Source organism: Streptomyces sp. NPDC007983, assembly GCF_042958345.1.
In the GTDB taxonomy this organism is placed as follows: Bacteria; Actinomycetota; Actinomycetes; order Streptomycetales; family Streptomycetaceae; genus Streptomyces.
On record NZ_JBIBJI010000003.1, the window covers coordinates 151,331 to 168,501 of the forward strand.

The following is a 17,171-nucleotide window of genomic DNA, read 5'->3' on the forward strand; positions in this document are numbered from 1 at the left end:
CGCGCCCCCGCCGAGGCCCGCAGGATGGCGGTACGCCGCCACCCAGGGAGAGCCGCCGTGTCCCGACCCCTGCGCACCGGTGCGCTGTCCGCCGCCGCCCTGCTGCTCGCCGCCACCGCCGGATGCGGCGGCGACTCCGGCCGGCCGGACACCACCGCGGACCAGAAGCTCCACTGGGCCGCCTGCCCCGTCCCCTCCGGCAGCGAGGACGGGGCGCCCTCCAAGGCCCCGGGCCGGGAGTGGCAGTGCGCCACCCTGCACGTCCCGCTCGACTACACCAAGCCGCGCGGCGCCACCATCGGCATCGCGATGATCCGCGCCAAGGCCACCGGCCCGGGCAAGCGGATCGGCTCCCTGATCTTCAACTTCGGCGGACCCGGCGGCTCCGGCGTCGCCACGCTCCCCGCCCTCGCGGGCACCTACAAGCAGCTGCGCACCCGCTATGACCTGGTCAGCTTCGATCCGCGGGGGGTCGGCCGCAGCAAGGGGGTGCGCTGTCTCGGCAACCGGCAGCTCGACGCCTTCTACGCGGCCGACGCCACCCCGGACGACTCCGCCGAGGTGACCTCCCTGCTGCACCGGGTCAAGGGCTACACCACCGGGTGCGAGAAGCGGTCCGGCGCGGTGCTCCCCTACGTCGGCACCACCAACGCCGCCCGCGACATGGAGGTGATGCGCCGCGTCCTCGGCGACCGCGAGCTGTACTACTTCGGCGTCTCCTACGGCACCGAACTGGGCGGCGTCTACGCCCATCTGTACCCGAAGAAGGTGGGCCGGGCGCTGTTCGACGGGGTCGTGGACCCCGCCCAGGACCCCGAGCAGGGCGCCCTCGGCCAGGCGAAGGGGTTCCAGCTGGCGCTGGGCGACTACCTGAAGGGGTGCCGCCCCACCGCCGGGGCCGGCTGTCCGACCCAGGCGCGGATCCAGGCCCTGCTGAAGCGCCTGGACCGGCATCCGGTGGCGGGCAGCGGCAACCGGAAGCTCACCCAGTCGCTGGCCGACGGAGGCATCGCGCAGTCCCTGTACTCACGGGACTTCTGGCCGTACCTCACCCAGGGGATCGCGGCCGCCCAGCAGGGCGACGGCGGGATCCTGCTGGCCCTGGGCGACGCCATGAACGGGCGCGGCCAGAACGGCGACTACAGCACCCTGCAGTCCTCGCTCAACGCCGTCACCTGCGCCGACTTCAAACAGCGCTACACCCTGGCCGACATCCGGCGGAAGCTGCCCGCCTTCCGCGAGGCGTCCCCGGTGTTCGGTGACTTCATGGCCTGGAGCCTCACCCAGTGCACCGACTGGCCCGTCCGCGGCGCCTGGACCACCCCCGACGTGCATGCCCGCGGCGCCGCCCCCATCCTGATCGTCGGCAACACCGGCGACCCGGCCACCCCGTACGCCGGCGCGCGGAAGATGGCCGACGAACTCGGGCCCGGGGTCGGCGTCCAGCTCACCTACAAGGGCGAGGGACACGGGGCGTACGACAGCGGCAGCCGCTGCGTGCGCACGACCGTGAACGCCTACCTGCTGAACGGCCGGGTCCCGGAAAACGGCAAGGTCTGCACCTAGCCGTGCCGCCGCCGCTATGACGGTATGGAGAACAAGCGCGCACCCTCCCGCTCATACCATCCTCATAGGATCACCGACCATGTCGAGTTCCCTCCGCACCATACGGACCAGGGCGCTGGTCTCCGCGACCGCCGTGGCCGCCCTCCTCGCCGTCGCGGGCTGCGACGGCCAGGGGAAGGACCAGGGGAAGGCGTCGGCCACCCCGACGTCCGGTTCCTCCTCCAGCGCCTCGTCCGCCGCGGCCGCGCCCCCGGGCTCCTCCGGCCTGCCCCGCTCGCTCACGGGCCAGAAGCCGCGCTGGAAGGAGTGCGCGGCGCCCACCGCGCGGCAGGGCACCGGCAAGGCGCCGGGCGGCGACTGGGAGTGCGCCGACCTCACCGTGCCACTGGACTGGGCGAAGCCGGACGGAGAGACCATCGACCTCGCCATGATCCGCGCGAAGGCCACCGGCCCGGGGAAGCGGATCGGCTCCCTGGTGTTCAATTTCGGCGGACCCGGCGGCTCCGGGGTTTCCTCCCTGCCCGGTTTCAGCGGGGATTACGAGAAACTGCGCGCAGGCTATGACCTGGTGAGCTTCGATCCGCGCGGGGTCGGCGAAAGCGAGGGCGTGACCTGCCGGAGCGACAAGGAGATCGACGCCGCGGAGGCGGTGGACGGCACTCCGGACGACGCCGCCGAAATCAAGGCGGCGACCGCGGACGCGCGGAAATACATGGCCGGATGCGAAAAGCGCTCCGGGAAGGTGCTCCCCCATGTGGATACCGTCAGCGCCGCCCGGGACATGGACCTCATGCGGCAGGTGCTCGGGGACCGGAAACTGTCGTATTTCGGCATCTCCTACGGCACCGAACTCGGCGGCGTCTACGCCCATCTGTACCCGCGGCATGTGGCGCGCGCGGTCCTCGACGCCGTGGTCGACCCGTCCGCGGACACCGAAGACGGCTCCCTCGCCCAGGCCAGGGGGTTCCAGCTGGCGCTGGACAACTACCTCCGGGACTGCGCCCGGAAGGGGCTCGCCTGCCCGGTCGGGGACGATCCCAAGGCGGGCGCCGAGAAGATCGTCACGCTGCTGAAGAGACTCGACAAGAAGCCGCTGGAGACCGACAGCGGCCGCAAGCTCACCGAAGGCGGGGCGCTCGGCGGTATCGCCGCCGCGCTGTACTCCGAGGACAGCTGGAAATACCTGACGCTGGGCCTTCAGGAAGCGCTGACGCTCGGCAAGGGCAATCTGCTGCTCGCGATGTCGGATTCGATGTCCGGCCGCGACGACAAGGGCCGCTACAGCAATATCAACGCGGCCAATACGGCGATCAACTGCGCCGACGAGAAGAAGCGCTACACGGTGAGCGATGTGAAGGAGCGGCTGCCGCGGTTCCGCGAGGCCTCGAAGGTCTTCGGCGACTATCTCGCCTGGTCCCTGCTCGCCTGCACCGGCTGGCCGGTCGACGGCAGGACGGACACCCCGGACGTGAGCGCCGAGGGCTCCGCGCCGGTCCTCGTCGTCGGCAACACCGGCGACCCGGCCACCCCGTACGCGGGGGCCCGCACGATGGCCCGCGAACTCGGCCGGGGCGTGGGCGTCGAGGTCACGTACCGGGGGCAGGGCCATGGCGCGTACAACAGCGGCAACGCCTGCATGACGAAGACCGTCAACGCCTATCTGCTCGACGGGAAGGTGCCCGCGGGCGGCAAGACCTGCGGATGAACGACGAGAGGGCCCGGACCGCTCGTACAGCGGTCCGGGCCCTCTCATACGGCGAACCGGCGTCAGTAGACCGGCTTGTCGGGCTCGATCTGGTTGACCCAGCCGATCACGCCGCCGCCCACGTGGACGGCGTCGGAGAAGCCCGCGTTCTTCAGAACGGCCAGTACTTCCGCGGATCGGACACCCGTCTTGCAATGCAAGACGATCTTCTTGTCCTGCGGCATGTCCTGGAGGGCGGTGCCCATCAGGAACTCGTTCTTCGGGATCAGCCGGGCGCCCGGGATCGAGACGATCTCGTACTCGTTCTGCTCACGGACATCGATGATGTCGATGGCCTCGCCGTCGTCGATCCACTCCTTGAGCTGCTTGGGAGTGATCGTCGAACCGGCCGCCGCCTCCTGGGCCTCGTCCGAGACGACACCGCAGAAGGCCTCGTAGTCGATGAGTTCCTTGACGGTGGCGTTCGGGCCGCAGACCGCGCAGTCCGGGTCCTTGCGGACCTTGACCTGCCGGTAGGTCATCTCCAGGGCGTCGTAGATCATCAGGCGGCCGACCAGCGGGTCGCCCGCGCCGGTGAGCACCTTGATGGCCTCGGTGACCTGGATGGAGCCGATGGACGCGCACAGCACGCCCAGGACCCCGCCCTCGGCGCAGGAGGGGACCATGCCGGGCGGCGGGGGCTCCGGGTACAGGCAGCGGTAGCACGGGCCGTGCTCGGACCAGAAGACGGACGCCTGGCCGTCGAACCGGTAGATCGAACCCCATACGTACGGCTTGTTCAGCAGCACGCACGCGTCGTTGACCAGGTAGCGGGTGGCGAAGTTGTCCGTACCGTCGATGATCAGGTCGTACTCGGAGAAGATCTCCATCACGTTGTCGGCCTCGAGGCGGCCCTCGTGCAGCACGACGTTCGTGTAGGGGTTGATGCCGAGGACGGTGTCGCGCGCGGACTCCGCCTTGGAGCGGCCGATGTCCGCCTGGCTGTGGATGATCTGGCGCTGCAGGTTGGACTCGTCGACCTCGTCGAACTCGACGATGCCGAGGGTGCCCACACCGGCGGCGGCGAGGTACATCAGGGCGGGCGAGCCGAGACCGCCCGCGCCCACACAGAGCACCTTGGCGTTCTTCAGCCGCTTCTGGCCCTCCATACCGACATCCGGGATGATCAGATGGCGTGAGTACCTGCGGACCTCGTCGACGGTGAGCTCGGCAGCCGGCTCGACCAGGGGTGGCAGCGACACGGGGACTCCGTAGTAAGTAGGAGCGGGAGCGGTTCACCCCCGCGTGAGCGGGGAGGTTGTCTTCTCGTAACACTGCCACGCCCCATCTCATTCCATGACACATGGTCCGATGCGCGAGACGACGTCGTCCCAGTGTCCGGGCAGCGTCTCCCACAGGGCGGCGGAGCCCGCGCGCTGGCCCGGTCGGGTCGTGCGGTCCGTGAAGAAGACCGTGCCCGCCCCCTGCCAGCGGGCGATGCGCAGCGCCTCGTCCAGATGCGGCCGGGGCACCCCGTGCACCAGATGGCAGAAGCGTTCGGGCGGATAGCCCGCCGTCCACTCCGCTACCTGGGACCAACGGTAGTCGGCCCAGCGGCCGCGGAAGGTCACCAGCTGGTCGGCGATCTCCGCGTACTCCTGGTACGGATGGGTGTCCTGGCCCAGCACCGTGTACGCCCGGCCGCGCAGCGCCCGCAGCGTGGTGACGATCCGGCGGACCTCCGCCAGGCCCGGGCGCTCCGAGGGGCAGCGGTCCAGATAGAAGCCGTCGGGCCGGTACCAGTCCAGGTAGCGGCCCGCGTCCGCGACCAGCTCGCCGAAGGGGCGGGTGCCGAACCTCACGTCCAGCCGCCCCAGCACCCGTACGCCCGCGGCGCGCAGCCGGGCCACCGCGGCGGCGCAGTACGGGTCCGGGCACGAGCCGGGGCCGCGCGCGACGTCCAGGACGGCCCAGTGCACCGGGGTGCCGGGGCGGGTCAGCTCACCCCATTCGGCCGGTGCGACCAGGGGATGCGCCCAGCCCGGCACCCCCAGGCCCAGCCCGGCGGCGGGCGGCGGCGCCGGGCCGGGCCGGGGCCCAGGGGAGGTCAGATGCGACACGCGGCCTCCATCCAGATGTCGGCCAGCGACTCCTCCAGCGGGATGCGGGAGCGCCAGCCGAGCCGGTCGCGCGCGGTGCGCACATCGGCCTGCTGCCAGCTGCCGCAGCCGTCCGGATACGGGTACGCGGTGGCGCCGCCGTGCTCCGCCGGTCCGGGGGCGTGACCGGGGGCGTGCGGGGTGGGCGCCGGAGCGTGGCCGGGAGCGTGCGCGGGGGCCGGGATATGGGCGGACGGGTGCAGCGGGTTCCGCCCGGGCGGGACGTCGACCTCGTGCAGGGTGCCGCCGAAACCCGCCACCCGGGCCAGCACGGAGGCCGCCTCGCGCAGCCGGACGGCGCGCCCGGTGCCGATGTTGACCGCGCCCTGGGCGGCCGACAGCGAGGCCGCGTGCACCGCCCGCGCCACGTCCCGTACGTCCACGAAGTCCCGCTGCACCCCGAGACCGCTCAGCTTCAGCTCGCTGTCCCCGGACTGCATCGCGCGCCGCATCGCCTCGGCGAGCCGTCCGAGCGGGGAACCGGCCGGGGTGCCGGGCCCGACCGGCGAGAAGACCCGCAGCACCACCGCGTCCAGACCGGAGCCGAGCACCAGCTCGGTCGCGGCCAGCTTGCTCACGCCGTACGGACCGCCGGGGCGCGGCACGGCGTCCTCGGCTGTGGACGAGCCGGGCTGCGAGGGCCCGTACTCGGAGGAGCAGCCGATCTGGACGAGCCGGGCGCCGCAGCCGCTGCGGCGCAGCGATTCGCAGACGGTCGCGACGGCCACGGTGTTGTGCCGGGTCAGCTCGCGGGCGCCGCCGCGGGTCGCGCCCGCGCAGTTGATCACCACACCGGGGTGGACCGCGTTCAGGAAGCGGGTGAGCGCGCCGGGGCTGCCGTTGGACAGGTCGAACCGCACGTCGGCGTCATCGCCGCGGCCGAGCGCGGTGAGCTGGACGGCGGGGTCGGCCAGCAGGTGTTCGGCGACGTAGCGGCCCAGGTAGCCGCCGGAGCCGAGCAGCAGGACTCTCATCGTCGCGCCTCCCCGGGGGTGGCGTGTGGGGCGGTCGTCTCGTCGCTCATGGCTGTGCTCCTCGTAGGGATGGGAAGGAGAGGGATGATCGGTGTGGGGGGCGTGGTGGGGGCGGTGTGGGCCGAGGCGCGGGACAGCGCGGCGCACGCGTACACCAGCAGCGCGAGCGCGGCGGTCCCGCAGGCCACGGCGGGGACGGCGGCCGTGCCATGGGCGGCGGCCAGCCGCCGCACCGGCTCGCCGAGCGCCGCGCAGCCCGGCAGCCGGGCGGCCCCGGCGGCGGCCGGCCCGGCGGCCTCGGCAGCGCAGGCCACGGCGGTGCCGAGGGCCGCGGCGGCGCGGAAGCCGTGCACGGTGAGCAGCCGGGCGGCGAACAGCAGAGCGGCCAGCGCGCCGGCGCCCGCCTCGGCGACGGGGTCAGGTGTGGCGCCGGGCACCGTGAGCCGGGCGGTGAGCACCAGCGGCGGCAGGGTGAGCAGGAAGGCCAGGGCGGTGGCCGCGCACAGCGGCCGGACCCCCGCAGCGAACTCGTCCAGCCCGCTGCTCGCGGCCAGCCTGCGGCGCGCCCGTACGGCGAACCAGCGGGCCAGCCACGCGGCGGGGGCGACGGCGAGGCCGAGGACGACGGCGGCCTCGCAGGCCGCCGCCGGGTCGTACGGGCTCGTACGGCCGGTGAGCCCGGTCAGCAGCCAGTCGCCGCAGGCGGCGTAGGCGAGCAGCCACCCCGTGCGCAGCGCTCCCGGCAGGCCCGCTGACCGGCTCGCGCATCGCCCCGTCCGGCCGCCTCGCCCGGCGGTGCCGAGCGGGCCCCGGCGCAGGCAGGACCACAGGGCGCCCGCCGTCAGGACGGCACCGGCCGCGCCGACCGCGACGGCCCCGGTCCGGTACGCACCGGCGACGCTCGCCGCGGCCAGCGCACCGGGCAGCAGCCAGAGCAGTCCGAGCGCCGCCCGCACGCCCCGGGGCCGGGTCGGCCCGGTCTCCCCGGGACGCGCGTCGTCCCCGGTGTCGCCGTCGCGCGGGACCCGGGCGTACAGCTCCTCGGCGAGCGAGAAGACGTCGCGGTGCCGGAAGCGGGCGGCGGTGCGGTCGGTCACCCCGTGGGCCTCGAGACCGGCGGCGATCTCCAGCGGGTCGACGGCCCGGGCGCACAGCTCGCGGTGACGGTGCATCAGCGCCCGCACCGGATCCACCGAGCCGCGCCGCGCCTTCGCGCCCCGCTCATGGGCGGACGCCGGGGCGCTGGACTGTTCGCGGCGCGCCCCGGACGCGCCCGTGGGCCCGGTCACGCGCCCTCCTCGGACAGGGCGGCCAGGGGCCGGCGCGGTGCCGGTCCGGGCTCGGCCCAGCGGGGGGTGTGCGCGAGGCGCCGGCCCGCGGTCCAGCGGCCCGGGACGCGGGCCTCGGCCGGGCGGGCGAACGGCAGGGGCGCGCCGTCCGCGCCGGCCTCCTCGTGGCGCACCGGGCAGTGCGACATCAGCTCCAGGTAGATGCCCCGGAAGGCGATCACGTTCTGCTCGGCGGTGAAGAGTTCCAGCGCCCGGGCGCGCGCGGCGGCGCCCAGGCGGGCGCGGCGCTCGGGGTCGCGCAACAGCGCGAGGCACGCGTCGGCGAGCGCCCGGGGGTTGCGCGGCGGCACCACCAGGCCGGTGCCGCCGATGGCCTCGCAGACGGCGCCCGCGTCGGTCGAGACCGTGGCCCGGCCGCAGAACATCGCCTCGACCAGCCCCACCGGGAACCCCTCGACGACGCTGGACAGCACGACGACCGAACCCGCCGCGTACGCGTCCGCCAGGGTCGGCACCTCGGGGTCGCCGACGCGCTCGAAGGAGACCGGATTGTCGCCGGGCGTATGGGCGTTCGCGGCCTCGTCGGGGAAGAGGTGGGCGGCCAGCCCGCGGCAGTGGGCCGGGTAGCCGCCGCCGGACATGTCGGCACCGGACCAGTCACCGCCGGATCTGTCACCACCGGATCTGCCGTCGCCGGATCTGCCGTCGCCGGGCCTGTCACCGCCGGACGGGCCGTCGCCGGGCCGGGTCTCGATGACGCGCAGCCGCGCGTCCGGCTGCCACCGCCGCACCTCGGCGAAGGCGTGCAGCAGCGCGACGACGTCCTTGGCGGGTTCGAGCCTCCCCACCCACACCAGCGTCCGGTCGTCCCCTCCCCCGGCCGCCGCGCCGCCCTCGCCCACCTCCGCGAAGCGGGCGGCGTCCATCCCGGGATAGACGGTGCGCAACCGCTCCGGGTCGGCTCCGCACCGCTCCTGCCAGCGACGGGCGTGCGTATTGCCGGGGGTGATGAGCGCGGCCTGCGCGTACGCCTCGGCGGCCAGCCTGCCCTGGAAGGCGGCCAGCAGGGCGCGGACCGGCCCGGAGCGCTCGTCGCGGCCGGGCGGGCGCCGCAGATAGTGCTCGCGCAGCCGTACGCCGTACTCGGTGACCAGCAGCGGCGTACCGAAACGGCGCTTGGCCAGCAGCCCCGGGAGCGCGGCCACGCCGCCCGACGTCGCGTGGCACAGGTCCACACCGGACAGCCCCGGGTCGCGGCCGCCGCCGTACCAGTCGAGGGACAGCGGGCGCAGCGCCCGCTCCAGCGCCTCGGTCACGGCCAGCAGATCGGTGACCCGCGCCCGGTGGGCGGCGCGCGGCGCGCCGGGGGTGTGGCAGGCGCGCTCCAGGGTGCGGACGGCGTCCTCGGAGCGGAGCGCGGCGGTCAGCCCGCCGGTGTCGCAGGCGAGGTCGGCGAGGCCGTGGAGACCGCTGGCGAAACGGTCCGCCTGGGCGCTGTCCGGGCCGCCCGGCACGCTGATCGCCACCGCCAGGTCCCCGAAGTGCTCGGCGAACCGCCGCCGCTGCCGCCGCCCGTACGACCGCCGCCGCCCGGCCGGTTCGCCCCACAGCGGCGCGGTGCGCACCCGTCGCACCTGTCCGGGCAGCTCCGCCCGCCCCCCGGCCTCCTGACGGGCGTCGCGGCTCAGCGCGTATACCTCGAAGTCGTGCTGGTCCAGCCCGCGCACCAGCCGGTCGCACCACACCAGCGCCTCACCGGTCGCGTACGGGTACCCACCCTCCGTAAGCAGTCCCACGCGCATGAGCGCACCCCCGATCTCCCATGTGGGCAAGCCGTCATGCCGCGGTTCGGCACGTCGGGCAGCGGGAGCACGTTATGCGCGCATGGCCGTGGCGCGACGGACGGTTGTCCATCGCACCACCGGAAGGGGTGAACGCCCGTGACCTTCCTGGATTTCAGGCGTTGTCGGGCGCTATGACGAGCGCGAGCCCCTGAGGATCGGGAATCAGCCCTTGGGGAACGGCCAGGCGTTGGGGCGGCACGTCACACCGTCCGTCGCCAGGAACTTGGTCTGCTGCATCATCACCGGGGCGAGCGCGCCCTGCTTGGTGCACGTCTCGTGGTTGTGCCCGAGCCGGTGCCCGACCTCGTGGTTGATGAGCATCTGGCGGTATTCGTACATCTTGTCGTCACCGAACGTGCGGGCGCCCTGCGCCCACCGATAGGCGTTGATCATGACGCGCTCGGTGGACGCCGAGTCGCACGAGACGTTGTCCTGGGTCGTGTCGAGACCGGACTTCTGGCACCACACCGCGGTGGTGCCGGGGCTCGCCAGGGTGATGACGAAGTCGGGGCGTCCGGAGGAGACCCGCTCGAAGGTGCGGGTGCCGCCGTGACCCCAGCTGCGTTCGTCGTTGAGCGTCTTGTGCACCGCCTCGGCGAACAGCGCGCCGTCGAGCGGCAGCCCCTTCTCGATGTCCACCCGGTAGCGCAGGATCTGGCCCTTGCCCGGCGCCTTGTCCTGCCCGGGGACGGCCGTGAAGGCGCCCGAGCCCTTGAACTTCGGATCGAGCGGATACAGGGCGGCCATCTTCTGTTGGTACGTGGCGAGTTCCGGGCTCGCGGAAGCGGACGGGGTGCCCCGGCCGTCCGTACGGGACGACGCTCCCCCGTCGCCGCGCTCCGGGCCGCCCTTGGACTGCGCCTTGCTGTCGCTCTGCGGGCCGTTCGCCACCTGCCCGGCCACCACGACGGCCAGCACGGTGGTCACGGCCGCCGCGGCGACACCGGTGAACGTACGCCCCTTGCCGCCCTTGCCGACCCCTCGCGCACCCTTGCCCGCAGGCTCGGGGCCATCGGCCCCGGGGAGCCCGTCGGACGGCGAGGCGGTGCCCGGTCTGCCGGGGCTGCCGGGCCCCCCGCCGGCGTTCCCGCGGTCGTCATCGGTGCCCGCGCCGGGGCGGGTACGGCGCGGCGGCGGCACCGTGCCGGGCGCACCGGCGGCGAAGGCGTCCTCGCCGTCGGTTTCCGGGGTTCCGGTGGTGTCGAACGCCTCCAGGTACTCCTTGCGCGGACCGGGCATCAGCCCGCCCGCGCCGCCCCCGGGCGCACCACCGGACGCGCCACCGCCGCCGGGGCGCTGCGGCGCGTTCATGGTGGCGGTGCCGAAGGCGCTCCAGCCACCGCCCGTCTCGCGCTGCGCGGGGCGTCCGGGCGGCCCGGAGGGCCCGGGGTGGCCGGAGGGCCCGGGGTGGCCGGAGGGCCCGGGGTGGCCGCCCCTGGAGCGCGCCGGCGGCGAGGCCGGTCCGTGGGCGGTCCGCGGGATGCCCTGCGGCGGCGTCACGCCCGGGTCCTGGGCGCCGGGCGCGGCCGAGCGCCGCCGACGCCCCGCACCGGGGCCGGAATCCGCCTCGGTGGACCCGGGATCCCGGTCCTCCTGGCTGCCCCGTGCGCTGTGCTTACCCACGCGCCGCACCGCTCCCGTCCGCTCCGGGCACCGGTACGCCCCGTATCTTCCGGCTGTCCCGTCCGTCTGTCGCTTCTTGTTCGTGTCTCAGGCCGACGGCCCGCCCGTCGGCGTCTCGTCCCTCGACGTCGTCGAGCAGTTCGCGCATGCCGCGCGCCACCGCTCCGGGGTACTCCATCATCGCCACATGTCCGGCGTCCAACAGCGTCAACAGACGCGAGTCGCGGAAGGTTGCGCTCGCCCTCCGGGCCATGCGGAAGGACACCAGCTGGTCGCGCATCCCGTAGACGAGGAGCGTGGGCGCGAGGACCCGCTCGGCCTGCCGCCACAGCGAGTGCTGGCCGCCGAGGGCGTAGGAGTCGACCAGGCCGCGCGCCGAACGCGCGAGCGCGTCCCAGAAGTACGGGAGCGCGAGCCGCCGCTCGTACTCCTCGACCGCCAGCGCGAAGTCCTCCTGAGTGACCTGCCCGGGGTCGCCGTAGGTGAGCGCCAGCAGCTCCCGGGTACGCCGCTCCGCGTCCCAGTCGCGGGTCGCGCGGCTGAAGAGGCGGGTCGCCCCGGGGATCGCGAGCAGCCCCGTGGGCACCGCGGTGCGCTGCGGGCGCCGCTCGGGCAGCGCGGGCGAGACGAGGGTGAGGCTGCGCACCAGGTCCGGCCGCACGGCCGCGACGCGGATGGCGATCGTGCCGCCCATGGAGTTCCCGGCCAGATGCACGGGTGTGCGGCCGCTCGCGTCGAGGTGGCGGATGACGGCCCGGGCGTGGCCGGATATGGAGTAGTCGCCGTCGTCGGGCGGCGGGGAGTCGCCGAATCCGGGCAGGTCGGGGGCCTCGATGTCCAGCCGGTCGGCAAGCCGTTCCATCAGCGGCGACCAGTTCTGCGAACAACCGCCCAGCCCGTGGAGAAACACCGCGGGCGGCAGGCCTGAAACCACGGGAGGACGGGTACGCACGTTCAGCGTGAGACCGGGCAGGCTGGTGGTACGGAGCTTTTCACCCGCCCCGACCCGCACGGGCCGCGCTGGGGGCACCGCGGCAACGATGCGGGCTTCCGGCGGCTCGGTCGAAGACATGCCGCAATGTTACGAGACGATCACATGGCTGACCGTGTGTTCACCCTCACAGACCACGTAGCGTCCGAAAGTGACCTCTCCTAGGCTCGTACATACACAGAGGCGATCACCTGCCTCTGGGAAGGGGAGTACATGTCCGTCGATCCGAGCGACCCCGAGACCTTCGCGAACGCCCTCGAGAACAACGACGGCCCCGCCCTCCACAGCGTCGAGGCCCCCGAGGCGGACGCCGCTGAACAGCACCATGACCTCGTCCCCCACCGCGACGACCTGCGGACCGCCGACGAACCGCTGGAGGCCGACGAGGCCGACCGCGCGGAGCAGGCCCGGGTCGTCGAGGAGAACGAGGAGGACTACCGATGACCAGCACCCTTTGTGGGCTTTTCATAGTGTCCAGTCCGTGAAAATCTCCGCACGGACGGCGCGCGGCCCTGTTACCCAAAAGTACGATGGCGGGCGCGGTGGACACCGTGCTCGGAACATTCAATGGGAGGCGGCGTGACAGCCATCGAGCAGACCGAGGCGCGCCCGCGGGGTACGCGCCTGCCGCGCCGAGCCCGACGCAATCAGCTCCTGGGGGCCGCCCAGGAGGTCTTTGTCGCACAGGGCTACCACGCGGCCGCGATGGACGACATCGCCGAGCGCGCGGGAGTCAGCAAGCCCGTGCTCTACCAGCACTTCCCGGGCAAGCTGGAGCTGTACCTCGCCCTGCTCGACCAGCACTGCGACGCCCTCCTGCAGGCGGTCCGCACCGCGCTCGCCTCGACCACCGAGAACAAGCAGCGGGTGGCCGCCACCATGGACGCCTACTTCGCGTACGTCGAGGAGGAGGGCGGCGCCTTCCGGCTCGTCTTCGAGTCCGACCTCACCAACGAGCCCGCGGTGCGCGAGCGCGTGGACCGGGTCTCGCTCCAGTGCGCCGAGGCGATCAGCGAGGTCATCGCGGAGGACACCGGGCTGTCCAAGGACGAGTCCATGCTGCTTGCCGTCGGCCTCGGCGGCGTCTCCCAGGTCGTCGCCCGCTACTGGCTCTCCAGCGGCAGCACCGTCCCCCGGGACACCGCTGTGCAGTTGCTCACCTCGCTCGCCTGGCGGGGCATCGCGGGCTTCCCGCTGCACGGAGCGGAGAGCGGGACTTGAGTCTGTTCGCTGCGGGCTTGGCCCGCGCCGCCCAGCGGGCCCTTTTCCCGGGCTAATGTGTGCTGCGTACAGCGCGGACGCCGCGCACCAACTGACCGTCGGAGGGACAAGGCCGTGGAGGTCAAGATCGGCGTGCAGCACGCGCCCCGCGAGATCACCTTGGAGAGCGGGCAGTCTGCCGAGGATGTCGAGCGTGCGGTGGCCGACGCGCTCGCTGGCAAGGCGCAGGTGCTGAGCCTGTCGGACGAACACGGCCGCAAGGTCCTGGTTCCGGCCGACCGTCTCGCCTACGTCGAGATCGGTGAGCCGAGCGCCCGTAAGGTCGGCTTCAGCGCTCTCTGAGCGGATCACGCGCAACGGCGGCGGGGCCCGGTGGGATTTGTCTCACCGGGCCCCGCCGCCGTTGTGCGCCGTTGCGCCGCGCCCCGCTCTCCCGATCCCCCTCGATCAGGGTTGCCCCCGCCTGGCCCCGGGTAGGACCGGCAGGACCGACGCGTGATCACGCTTCGGTCCCGATCCGCTCACGGGAAGGACGCGCCATGATCTTCTGGGAAGCGCTCGGCTCGGTACTGATCGGTCTCGCCATCGCGTATGGGGCGAGTCACCGGCTGCCCCGTCGACTGCCCGCCACGCCCCTCGTCCTGTCCACCGGCCCCGCCGCCGCGTTCTTCGGCGCGATGATCGCCCATACCGTGCTGGGCTCGGGCCACTCGGCAGTCGTGCTGATGGTCGCGCTCGGCTTCGCCGCCGCCCTGCTGTCGCTGCTCGTCCGGCCCCGGGCCGGACGCCGCCGGTCGGTCCCGGCCTGAGCCACGGCCGGCTGAGCCACGGCTCGCCGAGGCGCGGTGCGCGAGGGCTCCGGGACCCGGAGCCCTTTCTCACGCCCCGTTCAGGAAGGACTACGCGGCCAGGCCCAGCGCCGACATCCGCTTGGTGTGCGCCTCGGTGATCCGCGAGAACATCCGGCCGACCTCGGCCAGGTCGAAGCCGTCGGCCAGCCCGCCCACCAGCATCGTGGACAGCGCGTCGCGGTCCGCGACCACCCGCTGCGCCTGTGACAGCGCCTCGCCCATCAGCCGCCGGGCCCAGAGCGCCAGCCGACCGCCGACCCGCGGGTCGGCCTCGATCGCGGCCCGCACCTTCTCCACCGCGAAGCTCGCGTGGCCGGTGTCGTCCAGCACCTGGAGCACCAGGTCGCGGGTGTCCGAGTCGAGCCGGGCCGCCACCTCGCGGTAGAAGTCACTGGCGATCGAGTCGCCCACGTACGCCTTGACCAGGCCCTCCAGCCAGTCGGACGGCGCGGTCTGGCGGTGGAACCCGTCCAGCGCCGCCGCGAACGGCTCCATCGCCGCGGTCGGCTCCTCGCCGACCGCCGCCAGCCGGTCCCGCAGCCGCTCGAAGTGGTGGAACTCGGCCGACGCCATCTTCGCCAGCTCCGCCTTGTCCTCCAGCGAGGGCGCCAGCTTGGCGTCCTCCGCGAGCCGCTCGAAGGCGGCCAGCTCGCCATAGGCGAGCGCCCCGAGCAGATCCACCACCGCGGCCCGGTACTGCGGCTCCGCGGCGGCCGTGTCCCAGTCCTGGGCGGCGATCCCGGTCGGAGTCTTCTCGGTCTCAGGCGTATCAGACGTCTCCATGGAGCGCACAATAGTCCGCCGGATGGGGCGAGGAAGGCCCTGGTCAGCCAAGTCCCCCCACGCCCCGGTTCGGGTTGCCCGGTCACAGATGCGCACTTCCGGGGTACAGTGGTATTTGCACCCGTCGAGTATCGGCGGGTCGTTCCACGAATGCGGATGCCCGGTCGGTGGCCCGATCGGCTCCAACACCCGACCGCTCTCCGCGCGGCGCGCATCTTCCATGTGCACGGCAGGAGGGACCCGCTCGCGGCGTGAGCGCTCGAGCGAGGGCAGTGGTCCCGCGCCGAACCGGCCAAGGCCGGTGTACCCGGGCGCAGTGCGACCCCCTTCGCCGCCTCCCGCCGCGTCTCACAGAAGAGGCAAGCATCCTGACCACTTTCCGAGACCTCGGGATCCTCCCCGAGACAGCCGAGGCCCTCGAGGCCGTCGGCATCACGTCCCCGTTCCCCATCCAGGAGATGACGCTCCCGGTCGCCCTTTCCGGCTCCGACGTCATCGGCCAGGCCAAGACCGGCACCGGCAAGACGCTGGGCTTCGGCCTCCCGCTGCTGGAGCGCGTCGTCGTCCCCGCGGACGTCGAGGCGGGCCGGGCCAAGCCCGACCAGCTGACCGACGCCCCGCAGGCGCTCGTGGTCGTCCCCACCCGCGAGCTGTGCCAGCAGGTCACCAACGACCTGCTGACCGCCGGCAAGGTCCGCGCCGTCCAGGTGCTGTCGATCTACGGCGGCCGCGCGTACGAACCGCAGGTCGAGGCCCTGAAGAAGGGCGTCGACGTGGTCGTCGGCACCCCCGGCCGGCTGCTCGACCTCGCGGGCCAGAAGAAGCTGCGGCTCTCGTCCGTCAAGGCGCTCGTCCTCGACGAGGCCGACGAGATGCTCGACCTGGGCTTCCTGCCCGACGTCGAGAAGATCATCAACATGCTCCCGGCCAAGCGCCAGACCATGCTGTTCTCGGCGACCATGCCGGGCGCCGTCATCGGTCTCGCCCGCCGCTACATGTCTCAGCCCACGCACATCCGCGCCACCGCGCCGGACGACGAGGGCCAGACGGTCGCCAACACGACCCAGCACGTCTTCCGCGCCCACTCCATGGACAAGCCGGAGGTCGTGGCGCGCGTGCTGCAGGCGGAGGGCCGCGGCCTCGCGATGATCTTCTGCCGTACGAAGCGGACCGCCGCCGACATCGCCGATCAGCTCGCCCGCCGCGGGTTCGCCTCCGGCGCGGTCCACGGCGACCTCGGCCAGGGCGCCCGCGAGCAGGCGCTGCGCGCCTTCCGCAACGGCAAGGTCGACGTCCTGGTCTGCACCGATGTCGCCGCGCGCGGCATCGACGTCGAGGGCGTCACCCATGTGATCAACTACCAGTCCCCCGAGGACGAGAAGACCTATCTGCACCGCATCGGCCGCACCGGCCGCGCGGGCGCCTCGGGTATTGCCATCACGCTCGTCGACTGGGACGACATCCCGCGCTGGCAGATGATCAACAAGGCGCTGGACCTGCCGTTCAACGACCCGGAGGAGACCTACTCGACCTCCGCCCACCTGTACGAGCTGCTGAGCATCCCGCAGGGCACCACCGGTGTCCTGCCGCGCGCCGAGCGCACGCGGGCCGGGCTGGGCGCCGAGGAGGTCGAGGACCTCGGCGAGACCGGCGGCCGCGGCCGCCGCTCCCCCGCCACGGAGGAGCGCCCCGCGCGCCGCACCCGTACCCCGCGGGTCCGCCGCCGTACCCGCGGTGGCCAGTCGGTGGACGTCTCGGCCCCGGCCACCCCCGAGGCCGAGGGCGCCGAGTCCGCGACGGAGCCGCGCCGCCCGCGCCGCCGTCGCCGCACCCGGTCCGGTGCGGCGGTCGACGCGGACGCGGCGGCCGTCACCGCCGTCGACACGGCGGAGGCCCCGGCGGCGGAGGCTCCGGCAGCGGAGGCCCCGGCGGATGCCGCGCCGGAGGAGACCCCCGCCAAGCCCCGGCGCCGCCGTACCCGCGCCAAGGCGGACACCGCCGAGACCGCGGTCGCCACGGCCGAAGGCACGACGGAGACAGCCGAGGACGAAGCCCCGGCCAAGCCCCGCCGACGCACCCGGGCGAAGGCCGACACCGCCGAGACCGCCGTCGCCACGGCCGAAGGCACGACGGAGACAGCCGAGGACGAAGCCCCGGCCAAGCCCCGCCGACGCACCCGGGCGAAG

General features: G+C 73.5%; 15 protein-coding genes. 7 read left to right on the forward strand and 8 right to left on the reverse strand.

What is annotated here, in order from left to right; all coding sequences use genetic code 11:
* Positions 1–24 precede the first annotated feature (24 nt).
* Positions 25–1,566, forward strand: coding sequence for an alpha/beta fold hydrolase (locus ACFZCY_RS09630; RefSeq protein ID WP_391170705.1), 1,542 nt, complete (start codon positions 25–27; stop codon positions 1,564–1,566).
* A 79-nt stretch (positions 1,567–1,645) separates the two neighbouring features.
* Positions 1,646–3,271, forward strand: coding sequence for an alpha/beta fold hydrolase (locus ACFZCY_RS09635; RefSeq protein ID WP_391170707.1), 1,626 nt, complete (start codon positions 1,646–1,648; stop codon positions 3,269–3,271).
* 62 nt (positions 3,272–3,333) lie between these two features.
* On the opposite strand, the gene moeZ is transcribed toward ACFZCY_RS09635, so the two are convergent.
* The 7 genes from moeZ to ACFZCY_RS09670 all read right to left on the reverse strand — a co-directional run bounded on the left by moeZ (position 3,334) and on the right by ACFZCY_RS09670 (position 12,211).
* Positions 3,334–4,512, reverse strand: coding sequence for an adenylyltransferase/sulfurtransferase MoeZ (gene moeZ, locus ACFZCY_RS09640; protein WP_391170709.1), 1,179 nt, complete (start codon positions 4,510–4,512; stop codon positions 3,334–3,336).
* Between the two features lie 87 nt (positions 4,513–4,599).
* A complete protein-coding gene (locus ACFZCY_RS09645) occupies positions 4,600–5,361 on the reverse strand; it encodes a spherulation-specific family 4 protein (protein ID WP_391172091.1) in 762 nt (253 codons plus the stop codon).
* Positions 5,358–6,383: an NAD-dependent epimerase/dehydratase family protein gene (locus tag ACFZCY_RS09650; protein ID WP_391170711.1), complete on the reverse strand. Its 1,026-nt coding sequence runs from the start codon at positions 6,381–6,383 to the stop codon at positions 5,358–5,360. The genes ACFZCY_RS09645 and ACFZCY_RS09650 overlap by 4 nt, the downstream gene beginning before the upstream one ends.
* On the reverse strand, positions 6,380–7,672 hold the full coding sequence (locus tag ACFZCY_RS09655) for a hypothetical protein (RefSeq protein ID WP_391170713.1): 1,293 nt from the start codon (positions 7,670–7,672) through the stop codon (positions 6,380–6,382). The genes ACFZCY_RS09650 and ACFZCY_RS09655 overlap by 4 nt, the downstream gene beginning before the upstream one ends.
* The gene (locus ACFZCY_RS09660) at positions 7,669–9,474 is read right to left on the reverse strand and encodes a DUF3492 domain-containing protein (RefSeq protein WP_391170715.1); all 1,806 of its coding nucleotides are present in this window, start codon (positions 9,472–9,474) and stop codon (positions 7,669–7,671) included. The genes ACFZCY_RS09655 and ACFZCY_RS09660 overlap by 4 nt, the downstream gene beginning before the upstream one ends.
* A gap of 204 nt (positions 9,475–9,678) precedes the next feature.
* On the reverse strand, positions 9,679–11,139 hold the full coding sequence (locus ACFZCY_RS09665) for a DUF3152 domain-containing protein (protein ID WP_391170717.1): 1,461 nt from the start codon (positions 11,137–11,139) through the stop codon (positions 9,679–9,681).
* Positions 11,132–12,211, reverse strand: coding sequence for an alpha/beta fold hydrolase (locus ACFZCY_RS09670; RefSeq protein ID WP_391170719.1), 1,080 nt, complete (start codon positions 12,209–12,211; stop codon positions 11,132–11,134). Before ACFZCY_RS09670 ends, ACFZCY_RS09665 begins: the two co-directional genes overlap by 8 nt.
* Positions 12,212–12,343: 132 nt before the next feature.
* On the opposite strand from ACFZCY_RS09670, the gene ACFZCY_RS09675 reads away from it, so the two are divergent.
* The 4 genes from ACFZCY_RS09675 to ACFZCY_RS09690 all read left to right on the forward strand — a co-directional run bounded on the left by ACFZCY_RS09675 (position 12,344) and on the right by ACFZCY_RS09690 (position 14,160).
* Positions 12,344–12,574, forward strand: coding sequence for a hypothetical protein (locus ACFZCY_RS09675; RefSeq protein ID WP_391170721.1), 231 nt, complete (start codon positions 12,344–12,346; stop codon positions 12,572–12,574).
* Positions 12,575–12,709: 135 nt separating this feature from the next.
* Positions 12,710–13,351 carry a TetR/AcrR family transcriptional regulator gene (locus tag ACFZCY_RS09680; RefSeq protein WP_361477576.1) on the forward strand — a complete coding sequence of 214 codons (642 nt, stop codon included), beginning with the start codon at positions 12,710–12,712 and terminating at the stop codon, positions 13,349–13,351.
* A gap of 114 nt (positions 13,352–13,465) precedes the next feature.
* Positions 13,466–13,693: a DUF3107 domain-containing protein gene (locus ACFZCY_RS09685; protein ID WP_361477579.1), complete on the forward strand. Its 228-nt coding sequence runs from the start codon at positions 13,466–13,468 to the stop codon at positions 13,691–13,693.
* A 197-nt stretch (positions 13,694–13,890) separates the two neighbouring features.
* Entirely contained in the window at positions 13,891–14,160 is a 270-nt protein-coding gene (locus ACFZCY_RS09690) for a hypothetical protein (protein WP_361477582.1), read from the forward strand.
* Between the two features lie 90 nt (positions 14,161–14,250).
* Here ACFZCY_RS09690 and ACFZCY_RS09695 read toward each other — a convergent pair whose 3' ends face one another.
* The gene (locus tag ACFZCY_RS09695; protein ID WP_391170724.1) at positions 14,251–14,985 is read right to left on the reverse strand and encodes a ferritin-like fold-containing protein; all 735 of its coding nucleotides are present in this window, start codon (positions 14,983–14,985) and stop codon (positions 14,251–14,253) included.
* Between the two features lie 458 nt (positions 14,986–15,443).
* Here ACFZCY_RS09695 and ACFZCY_RS09700 point away from each other — a divergent pair.
* Positions 15,444–17,171: DEAD/DEAH box helicase (locus ACFZCY_RS09700; protein ID WP_391170726.1), on the forward strand; the 1,728-nt coding region annotated here is incomplete at its 3' end.